Origin of the sequence: Sphingomonas mali NBRC 15500, from assembly GCF_001598415.1 — a bacterium.
Lineage (GTDB): Bacteria > Pseudomonadota > Alphaproteobacteria > Sphingomonadales > Sphingomonadaceae > Sphingomonas > Sphingomonas mali.
This window is the reverse complement of sequence record NZ_BCYX01000005.1, coordinates 180925-200031: the sequence shown is the minus strand read 5'-3', so window position 1 is coordinate 200031 and position 19107 is coordinate 180925. Positions and strand designations below refer to the sequence as shown.

Below are 19107 nucleotides of genomic sequence, written 5' to 3'. Positions count from 1 at the left end.
CCCAACGGGAGAGGGATTCGCGCCCGCCTCTTTTCACCCAGAAACCAGGTTCAGAATTTGGTCTTGAGCGTGACGAAAAATTGCTGCGGCGCCCCCACCAGCAGCGTCTGATTGTCGCCGCGATTGCCGAAGCCGTTCGACCCGATCGTGGCGATATACTTCTTGTCGAACAGGTTGGTGACGTTGCCCTGCAGTTCGAACTTGCGGCCGCTAATGTCCAGATGCACGCCGACAGTCGCGTCGAACAGCACGCGTCCGGGCACCGACTGATCGTTCTCATAGGTGAAGTAGCGCTTCGACATATAATTGGCGCCAATCCGACCGAAGAACAGCTGACCGTCATAGGTGATTTCGCCCGACGCAATGTGCTTCGGTGAATCGACCACGGTCTTGTCGGCGGTGTTGGCGATCAGCACACCCTTCGCGTTGAAGACGTTATCGCGATAGGTCGAGTCGTTATAGGCGTAGGAGGCGAACAGCCCGAAGCCGTAGGGCAGCTTGATCTGGCCGGTCGCCTCGATGCCGTAGGAACGGACCGATCCGACGTTCTGCAGGATGGCCGGGTTGCCGATGATCCCGGCGCCGTTGGCAAAGGCGATCAGTCGATTCTGGAAATCGATATAATAGCCGGCGATCGATCCGGTGAACGGCCCCGACCGCACGCGTGCGCCGAGTTCGTACGTATCCGAGCTCTCCGGCTTGAGGTTGCCGAGATTGTTGAATCCCACCTGGGTCGTCGCGAACGGACCGCCGGTGGCCGAGGCGACGAAGGCGCGCGTCACTTCGGTGAAACCGCCGAACACTTCGGCCTGGCCGCCGAGCTTGTACACGAAGCCGGCATGCGGCTGGAACCAGTCGGTGGTCTTGATCTTGCCCTGCGCCAGCCCGCCGGAAACGATCGGCGTCGCCGTCGCGCGAACGTCATAGCCCTTCCAGCCCAGGTTGACCGTCAATTTGCCGAAGGTGAGCTTGTCCTCGACATAATATTGCACGGTGTCGGTGTGGTATTGGAAATCCCATTGCGTCGCGAACGGGTAATCCTGGAAGTCCAGGCTGTCGCGGGTCGAAGCCGTCAGGCTGTCGAGGCCGTAATAGCGACGCGCCTGGCGGAAATCGTTCCGTTCGTACCAGCCGCCGACGGTCAGCTCGCCGAACATGCCAAGATCGCCGCCGACCGAGCCGAACACGCCCTTGCGGCGGATATCATATTCGGTGGTGCGGACCGAGATCGGCACACCCGACGGCGACGGCACGTACGGGGTGAACCAGATGCCCTGGCCGTGGTTCGAATGGTAATAGCCCTTGAGGCTCCACTTGATCTTCGAGTCACCCGAACTCTCGGCGCCGAGCGAGGCGAGATAGTCGTTCCGCAGGCCCGCCGCGTCGAAATAAGCGTCATCGATCGTGCCGATCGGCGTCGGGAAGACCTTACCCGCCGCGGGATTGGACGGCGGAAGGCCGGTAATGTCGGACAGACCATCTCCCCCGGGTGCGCCGGTGGTATTGTTGAAGTTGTCGATATTGTTGGCGACGTTGGCGACCTTGATCGCCAGCGGGAAGTTGTTGCTGATATTGTCCCAATTCCAGCCGAGCCGCTTGATCATGTCGAGCGACATGTCCTGATAGTCATTCTCCCGGCGCGCCGAGAAATCGAACGTGCCGACCAGCCGCACGCCGGGCGTGACAGGCGCGACGAACTTGGCATTGACCTGGCTCTGGCGTTGCGAGCCCCAGCCCTTCCACTTGTCGGTGTCGCCAAAGGCATAGGAAACATAGGCAGAGGGGCCGTTGGCGCCGAGCGTGCCGGTGTCGAGGCGGAAGAAGGCGCGGACCGCGTTGTTGCTGCCATAGGTGCCATTGGCGGTGACGCCGAACGTCTCGGTCGGATCGGACGAGAAGAATTCGACCGTGCCGCCGAGATTGTTGGTCGCCTGCGTCCCGATCGACCCGGCGCCCTGCGACACCCGCGTTTCGCCGATATTCTCCGAGCTGATCGCGCGGCTGATGTGCAGACCGTTCACGTTGCCGTAGCTGCCGTCGCCGAGCGGAATGCCGTCGAGCGTGAAGCCCAATTGGTTCTGATTGAAGCCGCGGATCGAGACGCGTTCCGACCATTCGTACGCGCCGAACGGGTCGGCCGACTGGAAATTGACGCCCGGCAGTTTGGAAATCGCCTTGAGCGGGCTGGTGCCCGAGGCCAGGATGTCGATATCCGCGGCGCCGATCCGCTGGACCTGGCGCGATTCACCGCGGCCGATGACGACGATGTCGGTCGCGTCGTCGGCGGTGGGTGCGCTATCATCGGCCGCCGGAGCCGCGGCCGCGGATTTATCGTCGGCAACTGGCTTGTCCGCGGCTTGGGCGGCAAGCGGCCAGGACAAAGCAGTGCCGGCAAGCAGACAGGCGGATACGATGCGGATCATGAAACATTCCCTTTGGGTTACGTGGATCGTTCCCTCTGGGCTCGCGCCTAGGCATGCTGCGTTGCACAATGGAGGCATTGGGGTTGCAGTTCGGAGAAAGGTCCGTGACGGACCCGTGACGATCGCAAGCTAGGGTAGTTTACGAATTGCGCCGCCGACCTTGTGTTGCAAACGTGCAACACTAAATTCGGGACACTATCGATCAGGGACCATCAATGAACCTCGAAAAATTCACCGACCGCGCCAAGGGCTTCCTGCAATCCGCGCTGACCGTCGCGATCCGCATGAACCATCAGCAGATCGCGCCCGAGCATCTGCTGAAGGCATTGCTGGAGGACGAGCAGGGCCTGGCCGCAGGCCTGATCCAGAAGGCCGGTGGCGATGCGAAGAAGGCGACGAGCGAGACCGACCTTGCTCTGTCCAAAATCCCCGCCGTGTCGGGCGCCGGCGCGCAGACCCAGCCCGGGCTCAACAACGACGCGGTGCGCGTGCTCGATCAAGCCGAGCAGATCGCGCAGAAAGCGGGCGACAGCTATGTCACTGTCGAGCGGCTGCTCGTCGCGCTTGCGCTCAGCCTCAACACCGCTGCCGGCAAGGCGATCAAGGCGTCCGGCGCGACACCCGAAGGCATCAACGCAGCGATCAACGAGCTGCGCGGCGGCCGCACGGCCGACACCGCGGGCGCCGAGGACCGCTATGACGCGCTCAAGAAATTCGCCCGCGACCTCACCCAGGCGGCGCGCGACGGCAAGCTCGACCCGGTGATCGGGCGCGACGAGGAAATCCGCCGCACGATCCAGATCCTGGCGCGCCGCACCAAGAACAACCCAGCACTGATCGGCGAGCCCGGCGTCGGCAAGACCGCGATCGCCGAGGGCCTCGCGCTGCGCATCGCCAATGGCGACGTGCCCGATACGCTCAAGGACCGACGGCTGATGGCGCTCGACATGGGCTCTCTGATCGCCGGCGCCAAATATCGTGGCGAGTTCGAGGAGCGGCTGAAGGGCGTGCTCGACGAGGTCAAGGCCGGTGAAGGCGACATCATCCTGTTCATCGACGAGATGCACACGCTGATCGGCGCGGGCAAGACCGAGGGCGCGATGGATGCATCGAACCTGCTCAAGCCCGCGCTGGCGCGTGGCGAGCTGCATTGCGTCGGCGCCACCACGCTCGACGAGTATCGCAAGTATGTCGAGAAGGACCCCGCGCTGCAGCGGCGCTTCCAGCCCGTTTTCGTCGGCGAGCCGACGGTCGAGGACACGATCTCGATCCTGCGCGGATTGAAGGAGAAGTACGAGCTGCACCATGGCGTGCGGATTACCGACGCCTCGCTCGTCGCGGCAGCGACCTTGTCCAACCGCTACATCACCGACCGCTTCCTGCCCGACAAGGCGATCGACCTGATGGACGAGGCGGCGAGCCGTATTCGGATGGAAGTCGAGTCCAAGCCGGAGGCGATCGAGACGCTCGATCGCCGCATCATCCAGCTCAAGATCGAGCGTGAGGCACTCAAGAAGGAAACCGACGCGGCGTCGAAGGATCGCCTCGCCAACCTCGAAGGCGAGCTCGCCAATCTCGAACAGCAGTCGAGCGAATTGACCCAGCGTTGGCAGGCCGAGAAGGACAAGATCGGCGCCGAAGCCAAGCTCAAGGAGCAGCTCGATGCCGCGCGCAACGCGCTCGACCAGGCGCAGCGCTCGGGCGACCTGGCCAAGGCCGGTGAGCTGTCCTACGGCACCATTCCGCAGCTCGAGAAGCAGCTCGCCGAGGCGCAGGGCTCGACCAAGGGGGCGATGCTGCGCGAGGAAGTCACTGCCGAGGACATCGCCGGCGTCGTCAGCCGCTGGACCGGCATTCCGGTCGACCGGATGTTGGAAGGCGAGCGCGCCAAGCTGCTGCAGATGGAGGAACAGCTCGGCAAGCGCGTTATCGGCCAGGCCGAAGCCGTGCGCGCGGTGTCAACCGCGGTGCGCCGCGCACGCGCCGGACTACAGGATCCCAACCGGCCGCTCGGCAGCTTCCTGTTCCTCGGCCCAACCGGCGTCGGCAAGACCGAGCTGACCAAGGCGCTCGCCGAATTCCTGTTCGACGACAGCGCGGCGATGGTGCGGATCGACATGAGCGAATTCATGGAGAAGCATTCGGTCGCCCGCCTGATCGGCGCGCCTCCTGGCTATGTTGGTTATGAAGAAGGCGGTGTTCTAACCGAAGCGGTTCGTCGCCGGCCGTATCAGGTCGTGCTGTTCGATGAGGTCGAGAAGGCGCATGGCGACGTCTTCAACATCCTCCTCCAGGTGCTCGACGACGGGCGGCTGACCGATGGTCAGGGCCGCACGGTCGACTTCACCAACACGATCATCGTGCTGACCTCCAATCTCGGCAGCCAGTTCCTGACGAGCCTGGGCGATGGCGAGAGCGTCGCGTCGGTCGAACCGCAAGTGATGGAGATCGTCCGCGCGCATTTCCGGCCGGAGTTCCTCAACCGGCTCGACGAGATCGTACTGTTCCATCGGCTGGGCCAGAGCGAGATGGCGCCGATCGTCGACATCCAGGTCGCGCGCGTCGGCAAGCTGCTCGCCGACCGCAAGATCACGATCGACCTGACCCAGGCGGCGCGCGACTGGCTCGGCCGGGTGGGCTACGATCCGGTCTATGGCGCGCGGCCGCTGAAGCGTGCGGTGCAGCGTTATCTGCAGGATCCGCTCGCCGACCTGATCCTGTCGGGCGCGGTCAAGGACGGCCAGACGGTCAAGGCCGACGAAGGTGATGGGAAGCTGACCTTGACGGTGGTCTGACCCGTCCCGTTATCGCCGAACAAGAATGGGGCCGCTCCATCGCTGGAGCGGCCCCATTATTTTGCCTCTCGGGCAGGGATCAGAACTTGAAGTTCGCCCCCGCGCGGAAGAAGCGGCCGACGATCCCCGATTGGGTCCAGGTCGGATTGTAGTTCGCCGCGGCGCCCGCATAGTTGGCGGGGTTGAGCGGTGCCGATGCATTGAACAGGTTGAGCGCGTTCACGTAGAACGTGAAGTGATCATTGATCTTGACCTGGCCGACCAGATCGAAGTCGATGAAGCTCTTCGTGCGGCAGCCGAAGTTCGGGTCCGTGCCACCGTAAAGATTGTCGGCACAGCTGGTGGCGCCGTTACCGTTCTGATCTTCCGCAACCGACTTGTATCCGCTGACATAATAAGCGGTGCCGGTCAGCGTGAACTTGCCAAACTCCAGGCTGTTCATCCAGTTGGCGCGCCATTTCGGCGTACCCGCGCCCGACGACAGGATATACGGCGCCTGCGTGCCGACATAATGGTCGTATGGCTGATCAGCGGCCGGCTTGAAGTCGTAGTAGAAGATGTCGGTCGCTTCACCCTGGCTGGTCCACTTGACCCCACCGAGATCGAACCGGACAGTGGCCGACACGTCCAGGCCTGACGTCTTCAACGCCGCCGCATTCGCGTACGGTGAGTTGACGATCAACACCTTGCGGATCGCGTTCGGCGCTTGCGGATCGGGATCGTCGAGTACGAACGTATAGCCGTCCGGGATGGCGCCGCCCGAATAATAGGCATCCAGCGCCGCGCCGGCGAGCGGACCGCCCGAGATCACGTCGGTCTTCTTGATGTTGTAATAATCGACCGACAGGCTCAGCCAGTGCGCCGGCTCGAACACTACGCCGCCTGTGAAGCTCTGCGACTTTTCAGGCTTGAGGTTCGGGTTCGACGCGCTGTTGAAGCCGATCGAATAGGGCTGGACATAAGCGTCGTTATTGTGCGCCGCCACCACATCGTCGGGCAAGGTCGCCGACGTGTAGCCGATCACCGCGCCCGCCTGCGACTCGGCGAAGCTGGGCGCGCGGAAGCCACGCGAATAGGTGCCGCGGAGCATCAGGCCCTTGATCGGCGTGAACTTGGCGCCGACCTTCGGTGAGAAATTGCTGAACCCGTCCGAATAGTGATCGTAGCGGCCGGACACGTTGATATCCAATGTCGTCAACACCGGCGCATCGATTTCGAAATAAGCGGCCCAGATGGTGCGCTTACCGGCGGCAGTGACCGCGTTGAGGCCGAGGAACGCGTTGTTGGCATTGGCGTTCGGATTGTCCAGCGTTTCGCGACGAACCGATCCGCCGACACCGACCTGGAGTGGGCCGCCAGCAAGCTGGAACAGCTCCTTGGTCAGGTTGCCCTGGATCATGTACAATTCGCTCTTCGCGGTGGTGATCGCGGCGGGCGAGATCGAGTCGATCACTGACTGCGGGGTCAGCGACGGGTTCACGAAATTGTAGGTGCCGTTTTCGATCGCAGCGGTCAGACCGGCGATGTTCAGATAGCCTTGATTCGTGCCCTTCAGGTCGCTGCGCGCATAGGTCGCGTCGACCGAATAGGCCCAGCCGTCGCCGAACTTGCCGCTGATGCCACCGGCGACGCGGTAGACGTCATTCTCGGTCGTCGCGCGCTGGATCAGTTCGGGGAAAGCGTAGGAAAGCTGCGCATCGACGCAGCTCACGGCTTCGACGCATCCCGCCACCGCATAGGGATTGTTGGGGTTGAGCTGCCCGTTCGACAGGATCGCCGGCAGCACGAGGTTGGTGGTGTTGATCGGGTTACGCTGACGGACCGAGAACGGCGCCGCTTCCGAATAGACCTTGCTGTGGTAATAGGTGCCGGTCAGGTAGGCCTGCGAATTGCTGCCGACATTGGCGGTCAGATGCGCCGTGGCGCCATAGCGGGTCTGCTCCGGCTGCAGCGTGCCATATGGAATGGTGTTCTCTTCACAATAGTCGCCGGTCGCGTCGGTGTGCTGAGTCGTCAGCCCATTCGCGCGGCAGCCGGCGGGATTGAGAATCCGCGTCGGCAACGGCGTGGCATCCGGATCGCCCGGAGTCGGAATATAAGCACCCGAGAAGATATTGCCGGCAGTGGTTTCCATCGCGGGGCGAACAACTGCGCTGGTCGAGCCGAGACGCGTGCCGAACGCGCCGCCCAGTTCGGGCGAGTTCACGTTGAAATTGTCGCCGCCGATCGACGTCAGATCGGCCGTATTATAGGGGAAACCGCGATCGGCAGCCGAAATCAGGCTGTCATGCTCATACTCGCCCGTGACATAGATGTTGAACCCCTGGCGCGCGAGGTCACCATAGCCGGCCGTAAGCGTCAGGCGCTGCTCGCCGCCATCGCCCTTCTCCGAGACGCCGCCCTCGGCGGTGCCTTCAATGCCCTGGATCTCTTTGCGGGTGATGATGTTGACCACGCCGCCGATCGCGTCCGCGCCATAGGTCGACGACGCGCCGTCCTTCAGGACGTCGATGCGGTCGATATTGCTCTTCTGGATCGAGTTGAGGTCGACGAACGCGCGCTGGCCGTCGTCGGCGTAAGGGTAATAGGTCGTGCGGACGCCGTCGATCAGCACCAGCGTCGAATTCACGGTCAGGCCGCGGAGCGAAACGCCCGCGCCGCCCGAGCCGAAGCCATTGGCGAACGCCGAGGGAATGGAACCGGAATTGTCGGCCGAGATCGAGCGAACCGCATCGGCGACGTTGGTGATACCGGCCTTTTCCAGGTTTTCGGCACTCAACGTGGTGATCGGCGAAACGGTGTCTCGGTTGGACCGGAACAGCGTACCGGTAACGACGATGTCGCCACCGGTGGATGCCTGATCGTCTTGGGGGGCGGCAGGCGCTGGCGCAGTTGTTTGTGCTGGTGCTGGCGTATCCTGGGCAAAAGCCGGAGCGCCGTACAATGCAGCCGACGCGCCTGCGCCGCACAGGATCAGCGCGCGCAACCCCGCGCTCCCGCGAAGCGAACGCGCAAGTGTCGTATTGATTTTCACCGAGGTCTTCCCTTTGCCTGGCCCGTCCGTTCCCCCTTGCGGTGCGAGCGTCGCCAAGCCCCTGCGAACCGCCCTCCAGGCTCGTTCGAGGCATGGGCGAGGGATGGAACCTATGCGGATAGGTGTAAAGCCGACACGGAGTGCCGCGTACTGGTTTCGTTTCGGCTGTAGCAAATTGGCCACACACCGTTAGGAGCGGCTGCCGCCGACAAAAAAGGGGCCGCTCCATCGCTGGAACGGCCCCGATTGTACCGGTCGATGAGAGCGAAGACCTAGAAGTCGACCTTCGCACCGACGCGGAAGAACCGGCCGACAAAGCCCTGGCCTTCCCAGGCCACGTTGTAATTGTAGCCGAGGTTGTACGACTGGCCGGGGTTGAAGTCCGGCGTCGCGCCCAGGATGTTCAGCGCGTTGGCGTACAGCGTGAAGTGATCGGCGATCTTCGTGCTCGCGGTCAGGTCAAGCGTGATGAAACGCTTGGCCCGGCACTTGAAGATCGTACCGTCGGCATAGGTCGCCGCCGAAACGCCGCCATTGGCATCGCAATCGCCCTTGATGCCACCGTAATCGATCGACGCCATGTCGTAACCGCTGGTGTAGTTCACCGTCGCGCTCAGATAGGTCTTCCCGAAGTCCAGCGTGTTCGTCCAGGTACCGCGCCACTTCGGAGCACCCGAGCATGACGTGATGTCGCACGGGCTGAGCGTGCCGTCATAACGCTGGATCGTGCCGTCGATATTCTTCTCCAGCTTGATCAGGTACGACGCATCGACCCGGCTGGTGAAGGTGATCCCGTTGCTGATCGGGAAGCGCGCGGTGCCCGAGAAGTCGAGACCCGATGCGGTTTCAGAGTTCGCATTGACGAACGAATACTGAATGAAGCCGAGCAACGGCAGAGCGTTGGGATGATCCGGATCCTTGATGCCCGGAAGCACCGTCAGGCCCGGAATGTTCACCACGCCGTTATTGGCATAATAGGCATCCTCCACGCCCGAATAATCCGGGTTGGTGATCAGGCCCTTGATCTTGATGTGCCAATAATCCGCGGTGAACGCCAGGTTGCGGGTAGGCTCAAGAACGATACCACCCGTGAACGAGGTCGACTTTTCGGGCTTCAGCGACGGGTTGCCGATTGCGGTCAGACCATAGGAATAGGGCTGCGTCGCATAGGAGTTATTGCCGTGAGCGGCGAGGAACGCCGGGTCGCTGACCTGAGCCGTGATATAGCCGGTCGTCGGCAGACCATAGGCCTCGTTGAAGCTCGGGATGCGGAAGCCCTTCGAGAAGGTTCCGCGAAGCTTGATCTGCTTGATCGGCTTGAAGATCGCGGTGATCTTGGGCGAGAAATTCTTCTGGCCCGAGGAATAATCGTCGTAGCGGCCCGACGCGTTCAGGCTGAGCATGTCGACGATCGGCGCCTCGACTTCGAAGAAGGCCGATTTGACGTTGCGGCTGCCCGTCGCACCAACGGCGTTAATGCTGTAATAGCGGTCCGCCGGGTTGACCTCGTTCGCCGGGTTGGCGCTCGGGTTGGTGATCGACTCCTTGCGGTACGACACGCCGACCGCCGCCGACAGCATACCACCCGGCAGCTGGAACAGGTCCTTCGACAAGGTCGCCTGAGCTTGCCACAGGTTCGAACGCGAGTTCGTAACATTGGTCGGCGCGATATAATCGCGGATCGCCTGCGAATTCAGCGACGGATTGATAAAATTGAAGCTGCCGTCGTTGATCACATCGACCAGATGCTGGGCATACAGGTAGTTCTTGTTCGTGATCTTCAGGTCGACCTGCGACCAGGTGAAGTCGGCCGCATAGCGCCAGTTATCGCCGAACGAACCGTTGATGCCGGCTGACGCGCGGTAGGTGCGCGCATCCGACAGGGTTATGCGCGGCTGATCATAACGGTAGTTCACGCGCGCGAATTGGCCGCTGGCGGCGTAAGGATTGTTCGGATTAAGCGTGCCGTTCGCCGCCGTGCACGCGACGGTCGTGCCGCGCGGGCAGACATAGACCGGCAGCAGCACCGGGCTCAGCGTGAACTGCGTGCCACCCGCCGCGGTCTGACCGGCGAAGGTCAGCGGCGCAATCGACGTGTCGGTCTTAGTCTGGTAGAAATTGAACATCGCATAGGCCTGCGCCCTGCTGCCCAGGTTTACCGTTCCACGAACCGTGGCGCCGAAGCGCTTCACCATCGGTTGCTCTTCCAGGTAACGGTTGACGTTATCCTGTTGGCACTGCTGCGCCCCGTTCGTCACGCCGGTATAGCCGACATTATTGAACGAATAGCTGCCGTCGGTATTCTGCTTGAACGTAGGAGCGGCCGACCCCTGCTGAGCCGCGTTGAGCGTCACCGAGGTCAGGTTTCCGCAACCGGCGCCAGGGTTAGCGAGTTGCCAGGGACCCATTGCCACGGTGCCCGGCGCGAACGTGTGGCTGGTGCCGCCCGGATCCACGAACGTAAGGGTGGTCGTATTATAAGGCCGGATCGCAGGAACCATGGTCGATCCGACACCGAGGAACGTGCCGTCGCCCTGGATGCCGTTCACCACTCCATTGTTAAGGCAGTTCCCTGGCGCGTTGCAGATGCTGCTCAGGTCGGCGCTGTTATAGGGAAACTTGCGGTCGCGTGCGTAAAGCGGGTCGTTCTTCTGGTATTCGACATTGGCGTAGATGTTGAAGCCCTGCTCCGACAGTTTGCCATAGCCGACCGTGCCGCTCAGGCGCTGCTCGCCGGCGTCGCCATATTCGGAAATGCCCGCCGACCCGTCGAGGTGAATGCCAGTGATTTCCTTCTTGACGATGACGTTGACCACACCGGCCACCGCGTCGGCGCCGTAAGTCGACGACGCGCCGTCCTGGAGCACTTCGATGCGGTCGACGATGCCGCTGGGAATCGTGTTCAGGTCGACGAAGTTGCGGTGCCCGTCATCCGCCAGCGGATAGGGCGCGCTGCGCAAACCATCGAACAGGGTGAGCGTATTGCCGGTAGTAAGACCGCGCAGCGACACTGCGGTCGCGCCGGTCGCGAAGTTGAAGCTGTTCCAGCTCTTGTTCATCGAGCCGGCATTGTTTGCTGCGATCGAGTTGATCGCATCGGCCACGGTGTTGAGGCCGCGCTTCGCGAGGTCGTCCGAGGTCAGCGTCGTCAGCGGCGCGGCGGTAGCAGTCGCCGAATTGCGCAACAGCGTCCCGGTGACGACGATTTCGGGCGCTGCCGCCTGATCGTCCTGCGGCGCGGGCGTAGCGTCCGCGGCCGGAGCCGGGGTGTCCTGGGCGAATGCCGGAGCGGCAAACAAAGCCGCCGACGCGCCGGCGCCGCACAGCATCAGCGCGCGCAGCGCGGCGCTTCCGCGGAGCGAACGCGAAACAGTCGAATTGGTCACGAAATATTCCCTTTGCCTGGCTCGACCCTTGCCCCCGATTATGGTTCGAGCGTTGCCAAGCCTCTACGAACCACCCTCCCAGGTACGTCCGAGGCCAATGGCCGCACGGATTAAGCTCAGCTTTCTCGCTGTAAAGCTAGCTTTGACAAGTTCAGGTGCGTTTGGCCGCACGTGTAGCAAAAAGGCCACAAAGTCCTGCGCGGAGCGGCCGCACGGCGCAGGCAAAAGAAAAGGGCGGAGCCTCGCGGCCCCGCCCCCAAATTTCTGGTTCGTTCAGATCGATCAGAACTTGACGGTAGCGCCCGCGCGGAACAGGCGGCCGATCACGCCGGCCGACGACCACGCCGGGTTGTAGTTGTTGCCGCCATAGGTATTCGGATCGAACGGCGCCTTGTTGTCGAAGGCATTGACGATGTTCACGTAGAACTTGAAGTTCTGGTTGATCTTGACCGAGGCCGACACGTCGAAGTCGAAGAAGTGCTTCACCGTGCACTGCAGCGGGCCGCCGGTCGTCGTGGTCACGCCGCCATTGGTATACAGCGCCGAGTTTTCCGACGTCTTGTCACAACCGATGCCGAGGTTGTCGGCTGCATAGCCCTTGTATCCACTGGTGAAGTAGGCCGTGCCGGTCAACGAGAAGGCGCCCACGTCGAGCGTGTTCTGCCAGTTGGCGCGCCAACGCGGAGTGCCCGAGGCCGAAGTCGTGACATACGATGCCAACGTACCGACATATTGCTGCGGACCGTTACCCGAGCCGTCATCCACGGTGTAGTCGAGGATTTCGGTACCTTCGAGGATCGACGTGAACTTCACGTCATCACTGAGCTTGAACGTCGCCTGGATCTGGGCGTCGATGCCTGAGGTCTGCAGAACGTTCCCGTTCCCGTACAGGAAGTTAATCGATAGCGGGGTCGGGCGCAGGCCTGGGTGCGCCGGATCGACGGGATTGGGTGTGATGGTCACGCCGGCCGGGATCACACCGGTCAGCAGATAGGCGTCGGCAATCGCCGCCGGACCGCCCGAACCCCCGATGATCAGGTTCTTCTTGCGGATATTGTAGTAGTCGACCGTCATGCTCAACCAGCTCTTGGGCTGGAAAACCACGCCGCCGGTGAACGACCGCGACGTTTCCGGCTTCACGTTCGGGTTGCCGGTCGAGTTCTGGCCGAGACCATAAGTCGAGGTGATGTACGAGTCGTTGCCGTACAGCGCCTGGACCGCCGCGCTCGGCGTGTACTGCACGAAGCCGATGACCGCGCCGCTAAGCTCCGGAATCGACGGTGCTCGGAACCCTTCCGAATACGTTCCGCGGATCGCGAGTTCCTTGATGGGCTGGAACTTGGCGCCGATCTTCGGAGAGAAGTGGCTGAAGCCGATCGAATAATGGTCGTACCGGCCTGAAGCGTTGATCTCCAATTGCTTCAGGATCGGCGCGTTCAACTCGAAAAACGCCGCGCTAACGTAGCGATTGCCCACGGCCGAGAACGGGTTGACCGTGATGAAGTCGCGCAGCGGGACCGGGTTCGGGTCATACTGGGCTTCGTAACGTTCCTGGGCGCCAACACCGACCTGGAGCGGACCACCAGGCAGCTGGAACAGCTCCTTCGTCAAGGTCGCCTGAACCTGCCAGAGCTCCGAATTGGCGCGAGTCTGCAGCGTCGGAGAGATCTGGTTGCGGATAGTCTGCGAGTTCAACGACGGATTGATGAAGTTATAGGTACCGTCGTTGATCGCCTTCGTCAGACCGGCGATGTTCAGGAAGCCGCGACGGGTCTGCTCGAGATCGGTGCGCGAATAGGTCGCCGCGACCGAATAGCCCCAGCTGTCGTCCGCGCCGAATTTGCCGTCGATGCCGCCCGCGACACGGTACGTGCGCGACAGGTTGGTCAGGTTCGACGGAATATCGCCGAAGCGGTAATAGATCAGCGCAGCCTGCCCGGCCGCAGCGAACGGGTTTTGCGGGTTAAGCTGACCGTTGCTCAGGAACACCGGAAGCGAGATACCGCGGGTTTCGAGCGGGTTGCCGTTCGAACGGATCGACTGCGGCGTACCGTCGATGAACACCTTGCTCTGGTAGAAGTTGGCGGTCAGGTAAGCCTGCGCCTTGCTGCCAACGTTGACGGTGAAGCGTGCGGTCCCGCCGAAACGGGTCTGCCGGGGCTGGATCACGCCATAACGGTTGATCAGATCCTGTTCGCAATACGAACCGGCCGACGTGGTATGCAGGATGAGGTTGTCTTGGGCACAGTTGCCCAGCACCTGAAACAAGCCGCCGCCAATCGCCGTGCCGAATGGGATGCCGGAGCTGTTGGCCGTTGGCGTGGCCGGACGAACCACGGCAACCGTCGCGCCCGAAGACGACCCTGACGTCGGCGGATTGAAGCCGAAATTGGCGTTTTTGCCGGTATAGCCGCCACCGACCACGCCGGCGGCGTCGCGGCCGACGAGCGAGCTCAGGTTATTGGTGTTGTACGGGAACTCGCGGTCACGGTTGTAGACGCTGCCGAGACGCTGATATTCGCCGCTGACGTAGAAGTTATAGCCCTGCTCCGAGAGCGAACCGAACCCTCCGGTCAGCTGGATACGCTGGCTGTCCGAATCGCCGCGCTGGGAAATACCGGCTTCGACGCGAGCGTCGAGGCCCTTGATTTCCTTTTTGGTGATGACGTTGACCACGCCCGCAATCGCGTCGGCGCCATAGGTCGACGAAGCGCCGTCACGGACGACTTCGACCCGCTCGACGATCGCCGAGGGGATCGTGTTGAGGTCGACGATGCTGCGCTGGCCGTCATCGGCGAGCGGATAATAAGCAGGGCGCAGGCCGTCGAACAGGGTCAGTGTCGAGTTCGTGCTCAGGCCACGCAGTGAAACCGCTGTCGCACCCGACGCGAACGCGCCAGTGAAATTCTGCGGAACGGCACCGCCGTTGCCGGCGGCGAGCGAGTTGACCACGTCCGACACGGTCGTCAGGCCGCGCTTCTCGATCGAATCGGCGGTGATCGTGGTAACCGGCGAGGGCGTTTCATTGTCGGCGCGCCGGAACAGCGTGCCGGTGACGACGATGTCAGCCGAATTGTCGGCCGCCTGGTCATCGGCCGGAGCCGGCGAAGCCGGCGTTTCTTGCGCCTGAGCGGGCGTCGCCAGCGCGAGCAGGCCGAGCGGAGCCGCAGCAGCAAGCAGACGAAGCTTGGACGTCGTTCGGAAAGAGAGCATCGGTGTGTAATCCCCATGTAGCGGGCCACGCCCACGCTCGTTTACCGGCGCGAATCATGAGCCCCCAGTACCGGCAGGCCCCTACGCCTGTCCGGAATGGGCGACTGGTTACCTTCGAGACGATCGTTGTAAAGCCGGAACCAGGATTGATTGCCGATTTGCAGCAGAGAGTTACACGAAAGTCACACCGGTATGCGAGAACCGGTCGGTAGCGAGCCTCGGCTTCCACTAGCGGGGGCGCAAGTCGTTGATCCATGGGAAATGTCGTTTGCGCGTTCGTCTTGAATTCTTACATGAACGCCCGTCATTTTCGCGCTCCGCAATGTGTGTGATGCGTCGTGGCCATAGCGCGTGGCACCTCGCGTTATTTCACCGCCGGCATCGGCCCCGCGACCAGCAGTGGGTCGATCTTCGCATTCCGCCAGCGCAGGCTCCAGTGAAGATGCGCGCCGGTCACGCGCCCAGTCGCGCCGGAGAACGCGACGATTTGCCCCCGCTTCACCGCCTGGCCGGGCGTCACGACGATCCGCGACAAATGCATCAGCGCGCTGTTGAGCCCCATGCCATGGTCGATCATCAGCAGATTGCCTTCGAGCAGGAAGGGATGATCGGAGGCCAGGATGACGACGCCGTCGGCCGGCGCCAGCACCGGGGTTCCCGCCGGCACCGCGACGTCAGTGCCCGAATGATACGATCCCGCTTCGCCGTTGCGATAGATGCGCTGCGATCCGAACAGGGTCGAGATCCGTCCGGTCGCCGGCCACATGAACGGCTGACGCCACCCGGCGGCCCCCGTATCCTGCCTCCGCGCCGCGTTGATCTGGGCGATTTCGACCGGGCGCAATTTCTCGAATTGCGGCATCGGCACAGGATATTTTGGCAATGTCGACAGGCGCGAAATGTCCCATGCCCGTGGATTGATCGTCAGCGTGCGCGAGACCAAGCGGCCGTCGGCCAGCGTCGCGGCCACGGTCGCCACCGGCCCGGCATCGCGGTCGAAGGCGATCACGAAGCGGCCATCGGGCGCCACCGGCACCTGATCGCCGTTGAAGCTGACTTGCTGGGCCCCGGCGGGCGCGGTGCCGATCAGCAATCCGCCCTGGATCATGCTGCCCTTGAAGCTGAAATCGCCGAGCGGGACCGTCGGCATCCGTGGCGCGGGCGGCGGTGGGGTGACGACCGTCACCGGCGCGGGGCGCGCGGCAGGCGGCGAGCCCGGTTCGACGCAGCTACCCAGCGAGGTCAGCGCGGCGAGGCCGAGGACCCAGCGCCGCGCGCGTTTCACTTCCGTCCTTCAGCCTCTAGTGCGAGCTCGGCGCTGGCATAGGCCTCCTGGCGCGCGACGCTCCAATAACGCAGATCGTCGAGCGCGATCGGCACCCCCGATATCGCGCAGGTCACATGCCCCCCCGGCACCAGCACGCGAAAGCCATTGGCCATATAGTGGAGGCGCGCCGGCCGATCGGTATTGGACATCAGCATTGCAGCGATCCTCGAAATCTCAAAAAAGTCGGGCCAACCCGGTTACCGTCACAGCAAGGTCGGCTGCCCCGGCGTGTCCTTTACATATGCCTTGCCGCTCGCGCCCTCAACCCGCGCCGCGACGTCGCCGTCACCAAAATGGAGCACCAGCGCCCCGGCCTTGCGCGCCGCGGTCGCGCTGGTCAGCACGCCCCCCGTCTTGGCCTCGACCCAGGCATAGCCGCGGTCGAGTACATGGCTCGGGTTGAGCGCCTCGACCAGTTTCCAGGCGCCCGCCAACCGATCGCGTGCCGCCGACAGACGTTGCGTCAGCATCGCTGGCCGCAACGCGCCGGCGCTGCGGTCGAGCTGGCCACGCGCCAGGGTGATGCGCCGTTCGAGCGCCCGGTCGAGCCGCTGCGCATTGTCGTCGGCACGTTGGCGCTGCGGGCCCAGCAAGGCGTCGCGCTTGGGCAGCAACCGCGCAAGCGCACTGCTCTGCTCGCGCCCGCGCTCGACATAGCGCCGCGCGCACCGCTCGGCGCGTTGCGCGTACGAATCGAGCCCCAGCCGCAAGTCGGCGAGCACCGGCACCGCGATTTCGGCTGCCGCGGTGGGTGTCGGCGCGCGGAGGTCTGCGGCATGGTCCGACAGGCTGGTATCGGTCTCGTGGCCGACCGCGGAGATCAGCGGGATCGAGCAAGCGGCGATCGCCCGGACCACGATTTCCTCGTTGAATGCCCATAGATCCTCGACCGACCCGCCGCCGCGCGCCACGATGACGAGGTCGGGACGCGGCACCGGCCCGCCCGGCGCGATGGCGTCGAATCCGGCGATCGCCGCGGCGACGTCCCGCGCCGCACCGTCGCCCTGCACCTTGACCGGCCAAACCAGGACATGCGTCGGGCAGCGATCGGCAAGGCGATGCAGGATGTCGCGGATCACGGCACCCGTCGGCGAGGTCACGACGCCGATCACGCGCGGCATGAACGGCAAGCCTTTCTTGCGGCTCTGGTCGAACAGCCCCTCCGCACCCAATTGCGCCTTGAGCTTTTCGAGCAGCGCCATCAGCGCGCCCTCGCCCGCCAGCTCCATGCGGTCGACGACGATCTGGTATTTGGACCGGCCGGGATAAGTGGTCAGCTTGCCGCTGACGATCACCTCGATCCCGTCCTGCGGGCTGAACGGGATCAATGCCGCCTGCCCTTTCCACATCACACCGTCGATGACGGCCTGATCGTCCTTCAGGCTCAGATAGCAATGGCCCGAGGCGGCGCGCTTCCATCCCGAAATCTCGCCGCGCAGCCGAACGCGGCCGAATTCGCCCTCGACCATTCGCTTGAGCCGCCCCGACAGTTCGGACACGCTTTCGGCGGCGGAATTGTCGCCGGGCATGGCCTCGGCTACCAGCCGCGGCGAATCTTCTGGAAAAGGGTCGGGCATGAACGTCCTGCTGATCGGATCGGGTGGACGCGAACATGGCCTCGCGTGGAAGCTCGCGCAATCGCCACTGCTCACCAAACTCTTCGCCGCACCCGGCAATCCGGGGATAGCGGAAAGCGCCGAGCTCGTCGCGATCGACGTCACGGACCATGACGCGGTGATCGATTTCTGCCGCGCGAACCACGTTGAGTTGATCGTGGTCGGTCCCGAGGCGCCGTTGGTCGCGGGGATAGCCGACGACTTGCGCGCCGCGGGATTGGCAGTGTTCGGCCCCGACAAGGCGCCGGCCCAGCTCGAAGGATCCAAGGCGTTCACCAAGGCGCTGTGCGACCGCGCCGGCATCCCGACCGCGGGCTATCGTGCCGTCCACTCGCTGGACGAGGCGCGCGCCGCGCTTGCGGCGTTCGGCGCGCCAGTCGTGGTGAAAGCCGATGGACTGGCCGCCGGCAAGGGCGTCGTCGTCGCGATGACGGCGGACGAAGCCGAGGATGCGGTCGAGGCATTGTTCGCCGAACCGGGCGCCAGCGCGGTGATCGAGGAATTCCTGGAGGGCGAGGAAGTCAGCCTGTTCGTCCTCACCGACGGCAGCGCGATGGTCGCGTTCGGATCGGCGCAGGATCACAAGCGCGTCGGCGATGGCGATACCGGCCCCAATACCGGCGGCATGGGCGCCTATAGCCCCGCGCGCGTGCTGACTCCCGAGCTCGAACGTCGCGCGCTCGACGAGATCGTCGCGCCGACCATCTCCACGCTGGCGGCGGAAGGCATGCCTTATTCAGGCGTGCTCTATGCCGGGCTGATGCTGACCGCCGATGGGCCAAAGCTGATCGAATATAACGCGCGCTTCGGCGACCCCGAGTGCCAGGTGCTGATGATGCGGCTGGACAGCGACCTGCTGCCGCTGCTGCTGGCGATCGCGCAAGGTCGGCTGGCCGAGGCGCCCGCCCCCGTGTTCAGCGACGATGTCGCGCTGACCGTGGTGATGGCGGCAGCAGGCTATCCCGGCACGCCCGAGACCGGCGGCGCTATCCAGGGGATCCAAGCTGCCGAGGCAGCCGGGGCGAAAATATTCCAGGCCGGCACCAGGATCGCCAATGACCGGCTCGTCGCGGCGGGCGGCCGTGTCCTCGCGGTGACCGCACGCGGCGCCGACGTCCGCGCGGCGCAGGCCGCCGCCTATCGCGCGGTCGATGCGATCGACTTCCCGAGCGGCTTTTGCCGCCGCGACATCGGTTGGCGCGAGATTGCGCGTGAGGGCTGATCGGCCATGCCAAGCCGAGCGGCCACCGACCTGACCCCGATCACTGGCGAAACGGCCACTCCCCCTCTAGGATAGAAGGCGTTTCGTCGTT

General features: G+C 63.7%; 9 protein-coding genes. 2 read left to right on the top strand and 7 right to left on the bottom strand.

Annotated features, from left to right (window positions below; all coding sequences use genetic code 11):
* Window positions 1–50 precede the first annotated feature (50 nt).
* Window positions 51–2423 (bottom strand): TonB-dependent receptor, encoded by a 2373-nt coding sequence (locus SMA01S_RS06765; RefSeq protein WP_084250148.1) that lies wholly within the window; start codon window positions 2421–2423, stop codon window positions 51–53.
* Between the two features lie 215 nt (window positions 2424–2638).
* Here SMA01S_RS06765 and clpB point away from each other — a divergent pair, with 215 nt between their 5' ends.
* Window positions 2639–5218 carry an ATP-dependent chaperone ClpB gene (gene clpB / locus SMA01S_RS06760; RefSeq protein WP_066819616.1) on the top strand — a complete coding sequence of 860 codons (2580 nt, stop codon included), beginning with the start codon at window positions 2639–2641 and terminating at the stop codon, window positions 5216–5218.
* Between the two features lie 79 nt (window positions 5219–5297).
* Here the strand turns inward: clpB and SMA01S_RS06755 are convergent, their stop codons facing one another.
* From SMA01S_RS06755 to xseA, 6 genes are all read right to left on the bottom strand, one after another.
* Window positions 5298–8252 carry a TonB-dependent receptor domain-containing protein gene (locus tag SMA01S_RS06755; RefSeq protein ID WP_245649185.1) on the bottom strand — a complete coding sequence of 985 codons (2955 nt, stop codon included), beginning with the start codon at window positions 8250–8252 and terminating at the stop codon, window positions 5298–5300.
* A gap of 272 nt (window positions 8253–8524) precedes the next feature.
* Window positions 8525–11638: a TonB-dependent receptor domain-containing protein gene (locus SMA01S_RS06750; protein WP_066819614.1), complete on the bottom strand. Its 3114-nt coding sequence runs from the start codon at window positions 11636–11638 to the stop codon at window positions 8525–8527.
* Between the two features lie 282 nt (window positions 11639–11920).
* On the bottom strand, window positions 11921–14851 hold the full coding sequence (locus SMA01S_RS06745) for a TonB-dependent receptor domain-containing protein (RefSeq protein ID WP_066819612.1): 2931 nt from the start codon (window positions 14849–14851) through the stop codon (window positions 11921–11923).
* Between the two features lie 364 nt (window positions 14852–15215).
* Window positions 15216–16136, bottom strand: coding sequence for a peptidoglycan DD-metalloendopeptidase family protein (locus SMA01S_RS06740; RefSeq protein ID WP_439654301.1), 921 nt, complete (start codon window positions 16134–16136; stop codon window positions 15216–15218).
* A complete protein-coding gene (locus SMA01S_RS06735) occupies window positions 16133–16333 on the bottom strand; it encodes a DUF2093 domain-containing protein (protein WP_066819610.1) in 201 nt (66 codons plus the stop codon). Before SMA01S_RS06735 ends, SMA01S_RS06740 begins: the two co-directional genes overlap by 4 nt.
* 48 nt (window positions 16334–16381) lie before the next feature.
* Complete coding sequence (gene xseA, locus SMA01S_RS06730; RefSeq protein ID WP_066819608.1) at window positions 16382–17755, bottom strand: exodeoxyribonuclease VII large subunit; 1374 nt, start codon at window positions 17753–17755, stop codon at window positions 16382–16384.
* Between xseA and purD the strand changes: the two genes are divergently transcribed.
* Window positions 17754–19016 carry a phosphoribosylamine--glycine ligase gene (gene purD / locus SMA01S_RS06725; RefSeq protein WP_066819606.1) on the top strand — a complete coding sequence of 421 codons (1263 nt, stop codon included), beginning with the start codon at window positions 17754–17756 and terminating at the stop codon, window positions 19014–19016. The genes xseA and purD overlap by 2 nt on opposite strands.
* The last annotated feature ends 91 nt before the right edge of the window (window positions 19017–19107 follow it).